This window comes from Bacillus weihaiensis, assembly GCF_001889165.1.
Lineage (GTDB): Bacteria > Bacillota > Bacilli > Bacillales > Bacillaceae > Metabacillus > Metabacillus weihaiensis.
In genome coordinates, this window is sequence record NZ_CP016020.1 from 4,287,057 (window position 1) to 4,305,126 (window position 18,070).

The 18,070-nt window shown below is 37.9% G+C and carries 17 protein-coding genes and 1 pseudogene; 9 read left to right on the plus strand and 9 right to left on the minus strand.

What is annotated here, in order from left to right; all coding sequences use genetic code 11:
* The first annotated feature begins 37 nt into the window (after positions 1 to 37).
* Positions 38 to 916, plus strand: a complete 879-nt coding sequence (locus tag A9C19_RS20785; protein ID WP_072581637.1) for a radical SAM/SPASM domain-containing protein — start codon at positions 38 to 40, stop codon at positions 914 to 916.
* 430 nt (positions 917 to 1,346) lie between these two features.
* On the plus strand, positions 1,347 to 3,404 hold the full coding sequence (locus tag A9C19_RS20790) for a catalase (RefSeq protein ID WP_072581638.1): 2,058 nt from the start codon (positions 1,347 to 1,349) through the stop codon (positions 3,402 to 3,404).
* A 186-nt stretch (positions 3,405 to 3,590) separates the two neighbouring features.
* Here A9C19_RS20790 and A9C19_RS22605 read toward each other — a convergent pair whose 3' ends face one another.
* The gene (locus tag A9C19_RS22605; protein ID WP_072581639.1) at positions 3,591 to 3,707 is read right to left on the minus strand and encodes an alanine racemase C-terminal domain-containing protein; all 117 of its coding nucleotides are present in this window, start codon (positions 3,705 to 3,707) and stop codon (positions 3,591 to 3,593) included.
* A gap of 226 nt (positions 3,708 to 3,933) precedes the next feature.
* On the opposite strand from A9C19_RS22605, the gene A9C19_RS20800 reads away from it, so the two are divergent.
* From A9C19_RS20800 to A9C19_RS20815, 4 genes are all read left to right on the plus strand, one after another.
* Positions 3,934 to 5,364 carry an alanine/glycine:cation symporter family protein gene (locus tag A9C19_RS20800; RefSeq protein ID WP_072581640.1) on the plus strand — a complete coding sequence of 477 codons (1,431 nt, stop codon included), beginning with the start codon at positions 3,934 to 3,936 and terminating at the stop codon, positions 5,362 to 5,364.
* A gap of 129 nt (positions 5,365 to 5,493) precedes the next feature.
* On the plus strand, positions 5,494 to 5,817 hold the full coding sequence (locus A9C19_RS20805) for an antibiotic biosynthesis monooxygenase family protein (protein ID WP_072581641.1): 324 nt from the start codon (positions 5,494 to 5,496) through the stop codon (positions 5,815 to 5,817).
* 149 nt (positions 5,818 to 5,966) lie between these two features.
* Positions 5,967 to 6,482, plus strand: a complete 516-nt coding sequence (locus A9C19_RS20810; RefSeq protein WP_072581642.1) for a CBO0543 family protein — start codon at positions 5,967 to 5,969, stop codon at positions 6,480 to 6,482.
* Between the two features lie 672 nt (positions 6,483 to 7,154).
* Complete coding sequence (locus A9C19_RS20815) at positions 7,155 to 8,297, plus strand: NADH-dependent flavin oxidoreductase (RefSeq protein WP_072581643.1); 1,143 nt, start codon at positions 7,155 to 7,157, stop codon at positions 8,295 to 8,297.
* A 124-nt stretch (positions 8,298 to 8,421) separates the two neighbouring features.
* Here A9C19_RS20815 and A9C19_RS21595 read toward each other — a convergent pair whose 3' ends face one another.
* On the minus strand, positions 8,422 to 8,709 hold the full coding sequence (locus A9C19_RS21595) for a hypothetical protein (RefSeq protein WP_145925823.1): 288 nt from the start codon (positions 8,707 to 8,709) through the stop codon (positions 8,422 to 8,424).
* Between the two features lie 727 nt (positions 8,710 to 9,436).
* On the opposite strand from A9C19_RS21595, the gene A9C19_RS20825 reads away from it, so the two are divergent.
* A complete protein-coding gene (locus tag A9C19_RS20825) occupies positions 9,437 to 10,090 on the plus strand; it encodes a YczE/YyaS/YitT family protein (protein ID WP_072581645.1) in 654 nt (217 codons plus the stop codon).
* 71 nt (positions 10,091 to 10,161) lie between these two features.
* On the opposite strand, the gene A9C19_RS20830 is transcribed toward A9C19_RS20825, so the two are convergent.
* The 4 genes from A9C19_RS20830 to A9C19_RS20845 form a co-directional block, all read right to left on the minus strand.
* On the minus strand, positions 10,162 to 10,800 hold the full coding sequence (locus A9C19_RS20830; RefSeq protein WP_072581646.1) for an ABC transporter permease: 639 nt from the start codon (positions 10,798 to 10,800) through the stop codon (positions 10,162 to 10,164).
* Positions 10,800 to 11,933, minus strand: a complete 1,134-nt coding sequence (locus tag A9C19_RS20835) for an ABC transporter ATP-binding protein (RefSeq protein ID WP_072581647.1) — start codon at positions 11,931 to 11,933, stop codon at positions 10,800 to 10,802. Before A9C19_RS20835 ends, A9C19_RS20830 begins: the two co-directional genes overlap by 1 nt.
* 91 nt (positions 11,934 to 12,024) lie before the next feature.
* Positions 12,025 to 12,930 (minus strand): glycine betaine ABC transporter substrate-binding protein, encoded by a 906-nt coding sequence (locus A9C19_RS20840; RefSeq protein WP_072581648.1) that lies wholly within the window; start codon positions 12,928 to 12,930, stop codon positions 12,025 to 12,027.
* Between the two features lie 23 nt (positions 12,931 to 12,953).
* Positions 12,954 to 13,781 (minus strand): tyrosine-type recombinase/integrase, encoded by an 828-nt coding sequence (locus A9C19_RS20845; protein WP_072581649.1) that lies wholly within the window; start codon positions 13,779 to 13,781, stop codon positions 12,954 to 12,956.
* A gap of 602 nt (positions 13,782 to 14,383) precedes the next feature.
* Here A9C19_RS20845 and A9C19_RS20850 point away from each other — a divergent pair.
* Both A9C19_RS20850 and A9C19_RS22865 read left to right on the plus strand, forming a co-directional pair.
* The gene (locus tag A9C19_RS20850) at positions 14,384 to 14,752 is read left to right on the plus strand and encodes a hypothetical protein (RefSeq protein WP_072581650.1); all 369 of its coding nucleotides are present in this window, start codon (positions 14,384 to 14,386) and stop codon (positions 14,750 to 14,752) included.
* A gap of 14 nt (positions 14,753 to 14,766) precedes the next feature.
* Positions 14,767 to 14,856, plus strand: coding sequence for a hypothetical protein (locus tag A9C19_RS22865; protein WP_420835850.1), 90 nt, complete (start codon positions 14,767 to 14,769; stop codon positions 14,854 to 14,856).
* A 245-nt stretch (positions 14,857 to 15,101) separates the two neighbouring features.
* Here the strand turns inward: A9C19_RS22865 and A9C19_RS22870 are convergent, their stop codons facing one another.
* From A9C19_RS22870 to A9C19_RS20860, 3 genes and pseudogenes are all read right to left on the minus strand, one after another.
* A complete protein-coding gene (locus tag A9C19_RS22870) occupies positions 15,102 to 16,055 on the minus strand; it encodes a methyl-accepting chemotaxis protein (protein ID WP_420835851.1) in 954 nt (317 codons plus the stop codon).
* Positions 16,050 to 17,054 (minus strand): annotated as a pseudogene (locus A9C19_RS22875) (cache domain-containing protein); the annotation flags it as partial. The pseudogene A9C19_RS22875 and the gene A9C19_RS22870, both read right to left, overlap by 6 nt.
* A 328-nt stretch (positions 17,055 to 17,382) precedes the next feature.
* The gene (locus A9C19_RS20860; RefSeq protein ID WP_072581652.1) at positions 17,383 to 17,679 is read right to left on the minus strand and encodes a Dabb family protein; all 297 of its coding nucleotides are present in this window, start codon (positions 17,677 to 17,679) and stop codon (positions 17,383 to 17,385) included.
* Positions 17,680 to 18,070: the final 391 nt, after the last annotated feature.

Sequence of the window (18,070 nt, forward strand, 5' to 3'; positions counted from 1 at the left end):
TTTGATCATAGAAACACAAGAAGTGGGGAAAACGAGCTTGAAAAAGTTTAAAAAGTTTTATTTAGAAATCACGAGTGTGTGTAATTTAGCATGTCATTTTTGTCCTCCAACTGAGAGACAAAAGCAGTTTTTGTCCGTAGAGGACTTTACGAAAAGATTAGATGATATAAAGCCTCATACCGATTATATTTATTTGCATGTAAAGGGAGAGCCTCTACTGCATCCTAAAGTCGATCTGTTTCTAGATATAGCACATGAAAAAGGATTTAAAGTGAATATCACGACAAATGGTACATTGTTAGAAAAAAAGAAAGATAGAATTATCAATAAGCCTGCGTTAAGGCAAATGAATATATCGCTTCATAGCTTCGACGGGCATCCAGGTTCCCGAGACAAAGAAGCCTATGTCATGAGCGTTGTATCTTTTATTAAAGAAGCAACTAAAGACTCGGAACTAATCATATCATTACGCTTGTGGAATCTTACCCAAGATAATACTACGAATCTTGAGAGGCAACGCAATCGAGAGTTACTCAGTATAATCGAAAGAGAATTTCAACTAGATTATAAGATTGAAGAGAAGGTCACACCGGGAAGTGGCCTGAAATTATCTGACCGCATTTATATTAACCAAGACTATGAGTTTAAGTGGCCGGCCTTACATGAAGAAGAGGATGATGGTAAAGGCTTTTGCTATGGATTACGGAATCAGGCGGGAATTTTAGCAAATGGTACGGTAATTCCATGCTGTTTAGATGGTGAAGGTATTATCAATTTAGGAAATATTAATACAAATCGTTTTTCAGATATTATTGAAGGAGAGCGCGCGACAAAGATTGTGGATGGATTTTCACAAAGAGTAGCGGTAGAAGAGCTTTGCCGTAAATGTGGGTATCGCCAACGATTTGGAAAATAATTCAACATGGAAAATCATCTAACGAGTGTGTTAGGCGGTTTTTTTAATTTCATAGAAATCGATAAAATGTATTGATTGTGTATAAGCGCTTCGAAAAATTCAGCTTCAGCATCTGATGTCACGTTTTTAGATTGCCTCAAGTTCAGTAGTAAGGGAAAGTAGTAGTCAAAATTGTCTTAAGCTTGTTGTAGACAGATATTTTTTGCGTTCCTCATGCATGATAACCTAGGATCTAGATCATCTGAATTATGGTATACCTGTTCTTTCGCCCATTTTATGCTACTCTTTCGGGTAGGTGTGCATTCTCTCCTCGAATGCCAGGCCAATCCCAAAAAAACGACAAAAGTCCCGTTTGTGATCTTCTATTGTGGGTAATAGTTTAAGAACTGTTTGATTTTACATACCCATAAACTTTGAGGAGGAACTAGATATGCCAGATAATAACAAGCATGAAACTAACCAGAAAAAACAGCAGCTTGAAGAATATACAGTAGAAGATCAAGGGAAAAAGCTTACGACTAATCAAGGGTTAAAGGTAGCTGAGGATGAGTTTTCACTCAAAGCAGGTGAGCGAGGTCCTACTCTATTAGAGGATTTTCATTTTCGTGAAAAGATGACGCATTTTGATCATGAACGAATTCCTGAGCGTATTGTTCATGCCCGTGGTTTTGCCGCACATGGAGAATTCCAAGTATATGAATCAATGAAAGAATATACGAAAGCTGGTTTTTTACAGGATCCATCTAAAAAAACACCAGTATTTGTTCGATTTTCAACTGTAGCCGGGTCAAAGGGATCTGGTGAACTAGCAAGGGATGCCCGCGGGTTCGCTACAAAATTTTATACAGAAGAAGGAAACTATGATTTAGTAGGAAACAATATACCGGTCTTTTTTATACAGGATGCCATTAAATTTCCAGATTTAATTCATGCTGTAAAGCCTGAGCCACATAATGAAATTCCACAGGCAGCCTCTGCTCATGATACTTTTTGGGATTTTGTTGCCAATAACCAAGAATCAGCTCATATGGTCATGTGGACAATGTCAGATCGAGCTATTCCAAGAAGCTTCCGCATGATGGAGGGCTTTGGTGTTCATACGTTCCGTTTCGTTAATGAACAAGGAAATTCATACTTTGTAAAGTTCCATTGGAAGCCAGTGCTCGGAACGCATTCAGTAGTATGGGATGAAGCACAGAAGATTAATGGGAAAGACCCTGATTTCCATAGACGTGACTTATGGGAATGTATTGAAAATGGTGATTATCCTGAGTACGAGCTTGGCGTTCAGATTGTACCAGAAGAAGATGAGTTTAAATTTGACTTTGATTTATTAGATCCAACAAAGCTTTGGCCTGAGGAAGATATTCCGGTTAAGCTCATCGGTAAAATGACACTTAATCGTAATGTTGATAATGTGTTTGCAGAAACAGAGCAGGTTGCATTTCACCCAGGACATGTGGTGCCAGGCATTGACTTTACGAATGACCCGTTACTACAAGGAAGATTGTTCTCTTATACAGACACACAGCTAATTCGACTTGGTGGCCCGAATTTTCATGAATTGCCAATTAATCGCCCGGTATGCCCATTCTTTAATAACCAACGAGATGGCTATGGGCGCCATACCATTAATCGTGGTCAAGTAAGCTATCATAAGAATTCACTAGCGAATAATACGCCAGAGCCTGCAAGTGAAAAAGAAGGCGGGTATGTTCACTATCAAGAGAAAGTCGAAGGGCATAAGGTGAGAGCGCGAAGTGAAAGCTTTAAAGACCATTTCTCTCAAGCAACTCTGTTTTGGAATAGTATGAGTCAGCCTGAAAAGGAACATATTATTCAAGCATTTAGCTTTGAGCTTGGTAAAGTGCAAAGTCAATCTGTAAGAGAGCAGGTTGTAGAGATGTTTGCTCATGTAAGCCCAGAGCTCGCTTCAGGCTTTGCAAAAGAAATTGGGGTAACTCCGCCGGAAGTGAGAGGTAGCGGTGTAACGAAGTCTTCACCGGCCTTAAGCCAAGAAAACTCCACGAAAAGCCCGAAAACTCGTAAAGTTGCTGTTCTAGTAGATCAAGAATTTAGTAGTAAAGAGGTTAAGAGGGTACTAGACGTACTGTCTGAAGTAGGGATACAACCAGAGGTGGTTAGTAGCAGATTTGGTGTATTAAAGGGTGCAGACGGAACCGAATTGGAGGTTCAACACACATTTTTAACGGCTGATTCTGTTTTATTTGATGCAGTATACGCTGTTGGAGGCTCTAAGGAAAACAAATCGTTTATACAACAGGCAAAAGCCTTTATTCACGAGGCATATGCCCACTATAAACCTATTGGCTTATCAAAAGAAGGAAAAGCATATCTGAATTCAGAAGAAATGCTGAACGAGGCCGGTGTGGTAGTTGCCGACGATGATCAATCAGAGCAGTTTGTAGAGAAGTTAATTCAATCGATAACTACTCATCGTCATTGGGACCGAAATATAATGATGTAAGATAGAAGAGAGGAGCAATCCTCTCTTTAATTCTGCTTTCTTCTATAATACTTTGAGACTCGTTTACTGATACCATAAACGATTATATAATTTATCGCGTTAGCGAATGCCAGCCATTTCACCGACTGGAAACTCTACGATGTCCCCCACTTGTAGTTTTTTACTACATGTAACATTAATCATGGTTTAATCCATACAAATACTTCCTATAATTGGAGCTTTTTCTCCACCTCTTTGAACGGTTTCTTTAGAAGAAAACGCGCGGGGTAAACCATCTGCGTATCCAATTGGTAAGGTAGCCATTACTTGATCTTATTCACACGTATACGTACGTCCATAGCTAACTGTCGAGCTATAAATAAAAGTAGATTTTATGTGAAATTTTTATATTGTAGTATATAAGAAATTGTGTAAGTTACACAAAGGAATCGTTAACAATTTGTAATCCTTCACAAACAATAGGATTAACTATTATGTTAAAATAGCAACATACATAAATTGAAAGCGCTATCTTTTTAGGGGTGGGAGAATGGATATATTAGATTTGTTAGGAAAAATAAACGGTGTCCTATGGGGACCACCAAGTTTAATTCTATTATTCGGGACAGGTTTGTTTTTAACCATTGCTTTAAGAGGGCTACAATTTCGACGCCTTTTCTATGCATTTAAAATCGGATTTGGGAAAGAAGACAGTCAAGATGCAGCAGCTGAAGGGGATGTAAGTCACTTTAAAGCATTGATGACGGCACTTGCTGCAACGATCGGAAACGGAAATATTGCCGGGGTGGCTACAGCGATAACGTTAGGTGGACCTGGTGCTATCTTTTGGATGTGGATTGTTGGGTTATTAGGAATGGCAACGAAATATGGGGAGGCTCTACTTGCTGTTAAATACCGTGTGAAGAATGATAAGGGGGAATATTCAAGTGGGCCAATGTATTATATTGAAAAAGGGCTCGGAAAGAAATTCAAATTCCTAGCTATTGCTTTTGCTTTGTTTGGTGCTTTCGCAGCATTAGGTATTGGGAACAGTGTTCAATCTAATACCATTGCAGATGTTACGAGTAATAGCTTCGGAATGCCGAATTGGGTAACAGGTGTTGTGTTAATTGTTCTTGTAAGTGTCATTATCTTTGGAGGTATCCAGCGAATAAGTACTGTCGCTAGTTTCTTTGTTCCGATTATGGCGTTTCTTTATATGGGAGGAGCTCTTCTCATTCTAATACTGAATTACGACATGATTCTTCCAGCATTCGAATTAATCTTTCAATACGCATTTAATCCTGTATCTGCAGCTGGTGGATTTGTAGGCATAGTTGTATCGGAAGCGATTCGTAATGGGGTTTCACGTGGAATCTTTTCAAATGAAGCAGGTCTTGGTACAGCAGCATTAATCGCAGGAAATGCTCGCGCAGATCATCCTGTTAAACAAGCTCTTGTTGCAATGACAGGAACATTTATTGTCACAATTGTTGTTTGTACGATGACAGGTATCACATTATTAATTACAGGCTTTTGGGACCCATCAGGTGGTTTGATTTCAGGTGTAACTCATAATGCATCATTAGAAGGTGGGGCGTTAACAAGTGCAGCATTCGGTTCTGTACTTGGACTAGCTGGGGAATACATCGTTTCTCTTTCTGTTATTTTCTTTGGATTTTCAACCATTGTAGGATGGTATGTTTATGGGGAAAAATGCTTTGAATACATTGCAGGCTCTAGAGGAATTGCAGGATATCGTTTCGTGTATATTGCAGCTTGTGGTATTGGAACAGTTGCAAACCTAGCAACGGTTTGGGCTTTTGCTGATATGGCCAACGCCTTAATGATGATTCCAAACCTAATTGCTTTATTGTTATTGTGGAAAATTATTGTATCTGAAACAAACGATTATTTCACACATTTTTATCAGCAATCAAAGGTTAAAGATGAAGGAAATCAAAACAGGTATGTAAGTTAATAGAAATATTGAACGACTTCTACTTTGGAGGTCGTTTTTTATTTATCGTCTTACAAAAAACAATTGAAATTGATTCTCATTACCATTTATAATGGTTGATATAGGAAATAATTTGTTGGAGGGATTTGTATGTTCGTACAATTAAAAACGATGACAGTCACAGAGGGTAATGCTGATAAAATGGTAGAGCGTTTTTCAGGTGAGGGTATCATCGAAGAACAACCAGGATTTATTGATTTAAGTATTTTACATAAAAAACAGCGTAGAGGCGATGAAGAAATCCTCATCCTGATCCGTTGGGAATCAGAAGAAGCTTGGAAGGCTTGGGAAACAAGTGATGCTCATCTTGCAGGTCACAAGGCTAAACGCGGTCAAGAAGCTCCTTCCCATATCATCAGTGGTAAACAGGATGTCTATTATGTACTAGGTCAAAAGGAAAAACGTGAAGGATAAGTAAATATGAATTTCAATAAGAAATAGGTGTAAAGTCTTCTGTTATTGGAGGCTTTTTTTCTATGGGATAAATGCTATTTGTTAAGGTTATGTATATTTTTAAAAAAAGAGGGCAAGGATGAAGTGAGAAATTAGGGAGAGGTGTCTTAATGTACTTATTACTCGTTATCATTGTGTGGATTCTCTTTGCTTACAAATTTGTTGACTGGTCTCAAGTATCAAAACAATACCCAACCATTCTCTTCTTTATCGCAATAAACTTTGCCTATAATTATTTCTATTATAACCATACCCTATGGGCCTTCAGAGGCATAACAGCGGAGTGGTTAAACCACTCTATTATTAATACGGCATTTACGTTTTTTATATGTCCTATAGGCTTAATCATTTACTTACAACGGTTTCCTACTCAAAGAAAAAATCAACTAATTTATATTTCGGTTTGGGTGGCATTCTATACAATTATCGAGGCTTTATTCGCACATAAAGAAATGTATGTTTACGGACATGGATGGAACAGCTGGTTCAATATTATCCTCAACACCATCTTATTTACTATTTTATATGTTCATTACCGCAAACCACTCATAGCCATTATTGCAGCTGTCCCAATAGCCATCATCTTTTACTTATTTTTCCCATTCCCCTTGGACAGTCTAAAATAAAAAGGAGTGTTCACGTTTGGTTTTAATTCAGGAATTATTCTCAGTCCCAACCTTCTTATCTTTATTGTTTCTGACATATGGTGTAATGTGGCTCTATTTAATGCGGAAGCCTTTAAAAAAAGATGACGAAAAGTAGAAAAATAGGAAACTTGCTCGGTTCAATAGAGTAGGATTTTGTCGTTTTTTAGCTATGGGCAGGAAGGGCTTAAGTGAAAAACTCTCGAGAAAAAATGGGATTAATGTCGGAAAAAGTACAATTCTATAGAGACTATGTCGATTTTTCCCGGGAAATAAAGATAAAACAGTTACATACCAGGATGAGCAAGCTTTTTGAAGTGAATCTAAATTAGCATGTTAAAAATGCTTCTCCTCGTCAATTTAAGTGGGGTTACCGACAATAGCGACTTCACATGCAGATTCGTGATCAATACCATACAATAAGACGCAAAGGCCTAATTGAAAGGCATCCGTTTCTATTAAGCGTCTACTATTTTAATCTAACTGTCGAATACACATGTGGATTTTTATATGCACGTAGTTTTTGTGCGGTATCCTCCTCCGTTATATTCTTTCTGTACATTGATAAGCTTTAGCACATTAGGTAAGCATATCAATGTACAGAACTTACTTGAGTCAGATAAGATGACGATAGTAGGATGAAGGAGGAATACGATGAATCAGAAATATCAAGATTTATTAACACCATATACATTTAAAAACGGAATAGAGTTAAAAAATAGAATTGTGATGGCGCCTATGACTAACTTTTCTTCTAATCAGGATGGGACTGTTACAGAGGCAGAAGTAAGCTATTATGAGCGTCGTTCTAAAGGTGTAAGCATGGTTATTACAGCTTGTACATATGTGACGGCAAATGGAAAAGGGTTCCACGGTGAATTCGGAGCTGATAATGATGAAATGATTCCTAGCTTAACGAAGTTAGCACGTTCGATTAAAGCGCAAGGTGCAAAAGCGGTTCTACAAATTTTCCATGGTGGTAGAATGTGTCCTCCAGAGCTTGTTCCGAATGGAGAAATCGTTGGAGCAAGTGATGTTCCAGCAGAAAATGGCGGAGTGTCAACAGAACAACCTGATGTAAAACCAAGACCTTTAACAGAAACAGAGATTGAAGAAATCATTGAAGCGTTCGGTGAAACAACGAGACGTGCAATTGAAGCTGGCTTTGATGGAGTTGAAATTCATGGAGCAAATGGATACCTTATTCAACAGTTTTTCTCTCCACACTCCAACACGCGAAGTGATCGTTTTGGTGGAAGTCTTGACAAGAGAATGGCCTTCCCACTAGCCATTGTAGACAAAGTAACAAGTGTCGTGAAAGAATATGCTACATCTCCATTTCTAGTAGGCTACCGTTTCTCTCCTGAAGAACCAGAAACGCCAGGTATTACAATGGACGAAACATTAAAGCTAGTTGATGCATTAGCAGATAAAGAATTAGATTATCTACATGTTTCTTTATTTGAGTTTTACTCTAAACCAAGAAGAGGTGTAGAGGATCTAGAAAAATCACGTATTGCTTATTTACAGGAAACAATCGGTGACCGAATTCCTCTTATTGGAGTTGGCTCTATCTATACAGCAGATGACGCACATGAAGCTTTCGAATCAGGAGTTCCATTATTAGCACTCGGACGTGAACTCATCATCGATCCTGATTGGGTTCAAAAACTAGCTGACGGCAAAGAATCTGACATCGTTACAGAAATAAACAAGGAAAAGCAAGAAGAATTAGTGATTCCAGATCCATTATGGAATGTAATCATCCACACACCAGGCTGGTTCCCAGGGGTGTGAGTATATAATAGAAGAGAAGAAGGGGAATAACCTAGGAGTTGGGTTGTTTCCCTCTTTTTTGTGGGTGTATGAGGCAGGGAGGTGGAGTGCAGGATTGGATAATTTAGGGGAAAAAGGCGCATACCTAAGGAAACGTGTAAAATTGGTTATAGAGGTCGGACATGGGTTGGGGTGAACTTGAGATCTGGTGTGCTGAGGTGGTAGTGGTAGTCGAAGTGTGTGCAGTGGTAGTTGCAGTGTGTGCGAAATTTGTCGGAATAACCCGAATCGCGGATAGAGACCGGATAATCGCGGAAAGGACGTGCAGAATCGCGGATAGAGGTCCGATAATCGCGGATAAGGCGTGTCGAATCGCGGATAGGAGCCCAATAATCGCGGATAGAGCCTGATGAGATAGTCGATCACAACCCAAATTACCAAAAAAGTCTCAAGAAATCAGAGGTCCCCCCCAAAGTCTGAAGAAAAAACACCAATTCCCACCTGAAATGCTGAGAAAATACATCAAAAACAAGAATTGAACTCCAAAAATGAGGTTAGTGCTTAAGAACAGAGATCAACACTAAAACTCAGTAAGAGCTCTGAGAAAAATGGTCAAACTAAATGAGATCGTGTAGATGCGAAATTTGTCGGACTAACCCGAATCGCGGATAGAGACCGGATAATCACGGAAAGGACGTGCAGAATCGCGGATAGAGGTCCGATAATCGCGGATAAGGCGTGTCGAATCGCGGATAGGAGCCCAATAATCGCGGATAGAGCCTGATGAGAAGTCGATCACAAACCAAATTACCCAAAAAAGTCTCAAGAAATCAGAGATCCCCCAAAGTCTGAAGAAAAAACACCAATTTCCACCTGAAATGGTGAGAAAATACATCAAAAAACAACAATTGAACTCCAAAAATGAGATTAGTGCTCAAAAAAGCAGGTGTCAACATCACTGAGCCACAATTTGCGTGATATGAAATGATGATTCATCCCGCTCCCCCGGCATAAACCTACACCCACACCCCACGCCACCCTCCACTCCTAATCTTTCAGAATAAATAGAATTACCAAATCTGCTCGTATCCCATGTTATAGTAGAATAAGATTTTTATGTTCGTTCGAATGAAAATGAAGAGATGAGAGAAGGGGCAGATATGACAAGGGAAAATGTTCTTAGATGGTTCTTTTTTATTTTTGGATTAATTGTTTTAGCCTTTGGTATCTCGTTAACGATAGTGGGGAAAGAACTAGGGATTGGACCGTGGGATGTTTTTCATTATGGGCTTTTTATTCAAGTGGGATTATCGATTGGTTCTTGGTCCATCATAGTTGGATTTATTTTATTATTTGTTAGTTCTTTGTTTACGAGAACTATTCCTAAATTTGGTGCGTTTCTTAATATGCTGTTGCTTGGTTTGTTTATTGATTTTTTTAATTGGTTGCTTCCGAGTGTGGAAAGCTTTATGGGTATTATCCTGGTCTTTATATTGGGCGTTTTTTTCATTGGGATTGGGATCGGATTATATGTATCAGCTAATTTTGGTGCAGGTCCTAGAGATAGTATTATGTTAGTTATTGTTGAGAAGACGGGATGGAGTATAAAATGGGTAAGAAACGGGATTGAAATTACTGTTTTTCTCCTGGGCTGGTTATTAGGTGGTCCGGTTGGAATAGGAACAGTGTTGATTGCCTTTGGTTTAGGGCCTATATTAGGTTACTCGATTCCACAATGCCAACAGCTGTTAGAGTATGTGAAAAACAGAACGGCAGCTAAACATTATGTAGAAAAAACAAAACCCTCCGCTTAAGATAGCGAAGGGTTTTTTAGTGTTTCTGGCTATGGGCGTCGATCATCTGCCTTACTTCCAGTTTTTGTTTATTATTGTTTTAAACCTTTAGGTGTAACTTTGTCTTCTAATTTACGTAGTCCTGTATCAAAGGCAATGGCTAAGATAGCTGCTGGGATAGCACCTGCAAGTATGAGGTTTTTATCCATGACGTTTAATCCACGAGTGATTAAATCACCAAGTCCACCTGCACCGATGAATGTAGCAAGTGCCGCAACTCCAATTGTTAGTACGGTTGCTGTGCGGATTCCGGCCATAAGAATTGGAAGTGTTAATGGAAGCTCGACCATGAATAGAATTTGTCTTGAAGTCATCCCCATACCTTTTCCAGCATCTACTAATGAAGGATCGACTCCTAGAATACCAGTGTAGGTGTTACGTAGAATTGGAAGTAACGCGTATAGAGTAAGGGCGATAATGGCAGGTCCTTTTCCAATTCCGAATATCGGAAGCATGAAGCCTAGTAACGCTAAGCTTGGAACAGTTTGAATAATGGCTGTAATACCGATAATTGGTTCTGCGAGCTTTTTATAGCGTGTCAGAAGGATTCCAAGTGGTACAGCAATTAGAATAGCAATTACCATCGCAACACCAGCTAAGAGAATATGCTCCTGGAATGCTATGAGTATATCTTCTTTTCTATCGACAAATGTTTGAATAAGATCGTTCATTATTCATTCCCCCCGTCAGTTTGATTCCATTCTGCTAATCCGCGCATCATGCTAGAACGGGTAATAATTCCTACTAATTTATTCTTTTCAACAACTGGGATGGCTCCAATGTCGCTCCCATGAAAAATTTCAGCAACATCTGCTACAACTGCGTCAACCTCAAGCAATTTAGTAGGGGTTTCCATGATATCTGAAACAACCATATCTTCGTTTTTATAGTTTTCATTTAATTTTTTCAGGGTGACGTAGCCTAGTAATTCTTTGGTTTTATCTGTAATAAATAAGCTGTCAACTCGATTATCCTTCATGAGACGGAATGCTTCTGCTAGACCACGTTTAGGCGTCGTTGTCACAGCCTTCTGTTGCATTAAATCAGTTGCTGCTGGCATGGATGGGTTTCCTTGGCTAAGGCGTTCTTCCCCAATAAAGCCTTTAACGAAATCATTAGCAGGTCGTCTTAAAATTTTATCAGGTGTATCTAATTGAATAATTTCCCCGTCCTTCATAATGGCGATACGATTTGCTATTTTAATAGCCTCATCCATATCATGGGTAACAAACACAATGGTTTTTTGGATTTCCTCTTGGAGACTTACAATATCATCTTGGAGCTGTTCTCTACTGATTGGATCAAGTGCACTAAAAGGTTCATCCATTAAAATAATATTTGGTTCTGCAGCAAGTGCACGGATAACCCCTACCCTTTGCTGCTGTCCACCACTTAGTTCGGATGGAAAACGATGTTTAAAGGTTGAAGGATCTAACCCAACTAAATCTAGTAATTCATCAACGCGCTTACTGTATTTTGTTGGATCCCATTTATTTAATCGGGGAACTAGTGCGATATTTTGCTCTATCGTCATATGAGGAAAAAGGCCAATTTGTTGGATGACATAACCAATATTACGTCTAAGTTGGACAGGATTGATCTTAGAAATATCTTCGCCTTCGATAAAAATTTTACCGGATGTAGGCTCTGTTAAACGATTAATCATCCTCATTGTGGTTGTTTTTCCACAACCACTTGGTCCGATTAAAGTGACAAGCTCCCCTTTATTTATTTCTAAATTAATATTTTTTAAGGCTACAAAGCCATCGTCGTATTTTTTCGAGATGTTTTCGAATTTAATCATCTATTTCTCCTCACTTTAAAAAAGGTTTGAAAAGCTGTGCATTTAAATAGATACACAGCTTTTCATGTTCTCTTTGAATGTAATGCCGATCTTATTCGATCATTCCTTTAGATTGAAGGAATTCAATTGCTACATCTTTTGGTTGTTTTTTCTCTAGATTTACTTCTGCATTTAATTCTCTCATCTCGTCGTCCGAAAGAATGCCCGCTAGCTCATTTATTTTATCTGCTAGCTCAGGATTTGCGTCTAATACTTCTTGACGAATAATTGGAGCTGCATAGTATGGTGGGAAGAAATCCTTGTCATCTTCTAAAACAGTTAAATCATATTGAGAGATTCGAGCATCTGTTGAAAAGGCAGTAATGACATCAATTTCTCCATCTTTTGCTGCCGTATACTGTAGATCAGGATCAATGTTTTTCTTTTCACCAAACTCGTATCCATATGCATCAGCTAAGGCATCATATCCGTCACCACGTTCGAAGAATTCTGGGTCTGCTCCAAATGAAAGTTCAGGTGCCGCTTCAATTAAATCGGAGTATGTTTGTAATCCTAATTCATCAGCTAACTCTCCTCTTAAAGCAAGAGCGTAAGTGTTGTTAAATCCAAGTGGTTCTAACCAAGCGACATTAAATTCATCAGCGTAGCCTTCTTTAGTTTCGTTATAGATATCATCAGGGCTTTGACCTGGAGTATATTCATTTTTTAATACATTCAAATAGCCTGTACCCGTGTACTCAACATACATGTCAATATCGCCTTTTTTCATTGCTTCCTGTAGAACAAACACTCCACCAAGTGCTTCTTTAACTTCTACTTCCATGTCTGTGTTCGCTTTTAGATATTCTGCCATAAGATGTGATAAGATTACCTGCTCTGTATACTTCTTACCAGAGATGACAATTTTTCCTGATTCTGCTTCATCTCCACCACTGCTACATGCAACAAGACTTAGTATGAGAATACTACTAATAAATATGGTTACTAATTTTTTCATTTCGTTAATCCCCCTATAGTTTGTTAAAAATATTTGTAACTCGTCACAATGGATTTGTGACCAGCAAGCTCTTTCACCTGCTCGACCGTATATCCTTGTTCAACAAGTCTGCGACAGAAGGTATGACGTAGAATCTGGCTTGTTACTGAGAAAGATAGTTCAGTGTTATAGCCATCAATCACATACTGAATTGCTCGAGGCTGCATTTTGCCAGAGCGTTTTGTTACGAATAAATAGGGACTCTCATGATAAACCTGCTTATTAATCCTATTACGTATCTCAAGCCATTCAGTAAGTTTTCTACTTAAATTTCTTAATATTGGGACTTTTCTGTCTATGTTTTCGCCATGTTGAATAAAAAGATAATCGTTATGAACATGTTTAATTAAGAGCTGAGAGACTTCTTCAATTCGAAGTCCGGTAAAAAGCATGAGATAGACAATTGCTTCATTACGTGCTTTTTGAAAAGGATTTTTTTCGAGAGTTAGGATGTGAAGTAGTTCTGATTGTTCTGCTTGAGTAATCCAAGTGGGCTTTTGTTCACTAGTTTGATTTGAGAGTCTTATCTGTACTGGAAAGTGAAGGTCATAATGATATGTTTCTTTTACCCATTTTAGAAAAGAGCTTATAGTGGAAAGTGATTTGTTAATGGTGGCTGGCTTCATGTTTTTTTGTATGAGAAAATTTCTAAATTGGATAATATCAGTTTCGGTAAGGCTAGCCAGTTGCTTGTTATCGGATTCCATCCATCCTATAAAATGCCTTATTTCCTGAACATACATCTTCACTGTACTTTCTTCTCGATCCTTTTTTTGTAAATACTGAATAAACTGCTTAATTATCTCCTCCATCTCAACACCTACTAATTTTGTTGTTTCATCACTTTTTCAAAAATTCTATGATGAAAAAAGAATTCTACGAAGAATATTGTAACTTATGTACTAATCTTGTACAAAGTGCATATAACATGCTAAGGCATAGGAGAGATGTGTCAAGTAAGGTAACATGAGTTTAGCTAATTCATTCTTATATATCCTCTTGTATACTGTCGAATACTATGGGTAATGGGGTGAATACGATGATTTGTCTATACAAGTCGGGAGGAAAAAGGACTATATTCATCTTCCATAAGAAAAAAACGTGTTATAAATCATTACACTTATTGTTCGTTTAATAGGTATAAGAGCTCATCATAGAAATGGACGTCGTTCAATTAGTAATCAATACTCACATGTTCATTTGGACCATGCATTTGATTTAATTGCTTAATAGTAAGTAGGAATAGTAAAAAAGATAGGTGTGTTTTAATCAATTTTCATAATGCTTTGCATTGAGTCCAACAACTATTACAAATGGGGAGATAGATCGATCATGATATGAATTTGTCATGATTTCATTTGTCTCTGCTGTGTGTATAATTATCTTAATTAGTAAGTTAAAACGAGGTGGTCATATGAATAACACACTATTTAATGCTGTATTCTTAATTGGTTTAACTTCAATCGTTGTATTTGTCATTTTACTCCTGGTCTTATTGATTTTGACTATAAAGGATCGGGTTACAAGCAAGAAAACCGTCAAACGGTGGGTAATTGTTTCAACAACAGTTTTTGGTAGTATGGCTTTAGCTTTCATTTTAAATTGGATGTATAATCCTACCTTCTTGCCAAAGGGATATTTATCTCAAGAACTTGAATCTCCTGGTGGGCAATACAGCGCAAGAGTCTATAACTATACCGGTTTCATAGATTACAAAAATGTTAGAGTTGAAGTTTTGAATAATGAAACCCTAAAAAAAAGAACTGTTTTTATAGTTTTGTAGATGGTCCATTACAGATTAGTTGGAAGGGACAGAAAACTATCGAAATACAGGAAAAAACCTTACATGTAGAAAAAGATAACTTTGATTTTCGATATGATGAATAAATCAAGGGTTAAATTCGCTAGATGCAAGTGCTTATGCGCCAAGCTCGCCACCAGCTTTCTCATCAAACCAAACTGTAAAATAAATATCTCGAGGGGGGAATCTTCTGCAAGGAATGTTAAACCACTTCAAGAAGTGATTTATTATGGCTATTAACCTGAGGTGAATGACGTGCAATAAAATTTGTAGGTAACAGCAATTTGAATATGAAGAAAGGAACCCTTTCTTCGGATTCCTTTCTTAACCTTTATTGATCTAACGTAAATTTACTGATTTCTTGTTCTAGTTCCTTTGAAATCTCTTGAAGCTCTTGAGCGAAGCGAGTGAATTCCTCCATAGTTGCAGAGATTTCCTCAGATGCAGCAGAGACCTGTTGTGTGGAAGCGGCTGTTGATTCGGAGATTTGTAACATTTGGTCCATTTCCGAAAGCATTACTTCTTTACTTTGGTGTCCAGTAGTTACATCGTCCTTCACTTTTTCCGACTTTAAAGTAACTTCTTGTAAGGAAGTTAAAATCTGATCAAATATTTCCTTTGTTGCAGAAACAGCTGTATCTTGTTCCATGACAACATGCTTTGTCCCGTCAACTGCATCTACTGCTTTTTTAACGACTTGTTGTATCGTTTGGATGATTTCTTTAATATGCTCTGCTGCATTTCTTGACTCGTCTGCAAGAGTACGTACTTCATTTGCAACAACGGCAAACCCTTTACCGTGCTCTCCTGCTCTGGCAGCTTCTATACTTGCATTTAACGATAATAAATTGGTTTGATCCGTTATTTGTGAAATGGTTTGAATGAATCCGTTAATCTCGGACATATGAGAAGCTACTTCTTTAATGACGGAAGCTACTTCTTTTGACGCGTTTTTCGTTTCATATGATTTTTCAGTTAGTAATGAGATCTGCTTCAATCCTTTGTTGCCTAGCTCTGTTGTTTGTAGAGTAAGGTCGTTCATTTGAACAGATGCATTCGTTATGGAATCTAAATTTTTTGATAGCTCATTCATTTCGGTTGAGCCCGCTTTTGCATTTTCAGCTTGTGATGATGTTCCTTCTGCTATTTCTCCTATAGCTGCAGCAACCTGTCCCACTGACGTTGCTGTTTCCTCTGTCATTGATGTGAGAGAAGTAGATGTTCTCAATACCGTGCGTGAAGAGGACTCTACGGTCTTTAATGCTGATTGAATACTTTCCATCATTTCATTGTAGTGCGTTTCTAGCTCACGGAATTCATCTTTTGCTTTTAACTCGACTCTCGTCGTTAAATTGCCTGAAGCTGCCGTTTTAAAGGATCGAATGATGGTGAAAATGTTTTTGGATGTTCGATTACTTATAAATAATGCAATGACGGTAGAGATGATTATAAACAGACCAAACAATAGGAAGATCGCTTTTTCCATAGTCGCTGTTCTTGATGAAAACTCATCTTCTTCTAAAGTCGATAGAATACGCCAGTTTGTCAGCTCATTCGTTGTAAAAACGGAGGTTTTCGAAGCACCATTGTAAACATAGTCACCCATTCCCTCTTTGCTTTCTTGCATTTTTGCCCAAATCGGTAAGGTTGTCACAATATCTGTTCCAACAAGCTCTGCGTTTGGATGTGTGATAAGGTTTCCGTTAGTGTCGATCAACACAACATATCCATGGTTTCCTATTACAATCTCATTAATCCCTTGCGCTAACTCTTCAACATCTAAATCAATAGCTATAACACCAATTACATTATTACTTTTCACGACGGCTTTTGAAATGGTGATAACAAACTTAGTTGAGAAAGAACTTCTCTTCGGATCGCTAACAATCATTTGTTTTGGATTGCTAACGGCTTTTGTATACCATTCTTGTTCTGTTGGTTTATAATCGCTCGAAACGGTAGATTTAGGTGCAATTAATAAATCATTTTGTGAAGAACCAAAATAGAGGTTTGTATAATCTGCTCTTGATTGAGAGGTTCCTTCTAAAAGAAAATAGCCGTACGTAGCATTTTCAGGATCACTATAAAACTCTGTGAAATTAATATTATTTGAAAGGAGATGTAATTGACTGGTCACTCCGTTAACCATCTGATCTACAATAGAGCTGACTTGCTTTGTTACCTGAAGTGATGAAGCATTCACTTCTTTCCTAATCATATCCTGCGCATAATTCACAGAGAAATATCCCAATAGGAATAGAGGGACTATAGCTAAGAAAAGCATGTTCGCAATTAGCTTCGTTTTTATGCTGTTTAATCTGAATGGAGGTTTTTTTCGACCCTTCTTTGTTTTCAATGTTACGTTTCCTCTCCTTCTATTTAAATCAATGTAAGTACCATCGTTTTATCGACTTAATTATAAAAAGATTGAGTGGAAATAAATTCATGTCGTATGAGTAGATAGTGAGGCGGTTTTATGAAAATGGGAGAAAAGGCTGTCACGATTATCAAGTCCGCCCCTTTTGGCAAGGGTTTGAAACTCCAAGGAAAGGAAATGGGGATCTAAAAAAGGTTCAGATGGTAACCATTCCGAACCCTTATCTTCACTTTATTTAGTCGAGATCTATGTCGACTCCAATACTATCAACGCGTCCTACTTCGCGGATAAACGCTGCAACAGCTTGGTGATCTTCGTTTGTTGTGTAAGCATCGAGCGCTGCTTGGTCTGCAAAACGCACCATTAAGATTACTTGGTATTCTTTACTCTTTTCTGCTTTATTAAGTCCTGCGTGAATTTCTATAATTCCGGATAACTGATCTTTTAAAGCTGTAAAGCGAGTGATAACCTCTTGTAGCTGTTCAGCTGTTGTGGATTCTGAAAATTTCAGTAGTACAGTTCGTTGGATCATGTTTTTTCCTCACTTCTATATCGTTTTCTATACTTTATAGTTTTTTTAAAATGATATCAAGTGTAGAGTGAGAAACTTTAATAGAAGGAAAAACAAGTCATTTTCGTACGATTAGTCATAATGTTTTCCCATACAGCAACAGCTGCAAGTCTTTCGCTTTCTTCTACAACTGCACGTTCCTTCTTTTTCTAAGCAATGATTGCAATGGCATGTGTTTTTCTTATGATGGCAGTATTCACAATGATGTTTCTTTTCTGTACAACAGCATGTTCGTTTTCGGCATGAGCAGTCAATAATCTTATATGAACAACAATACTCTATTTTTGAATAACAGTGTAAGCACATATTAATCCCCCTTTCTAGCACTGTATGTAATAAATTGGTGGAGGTA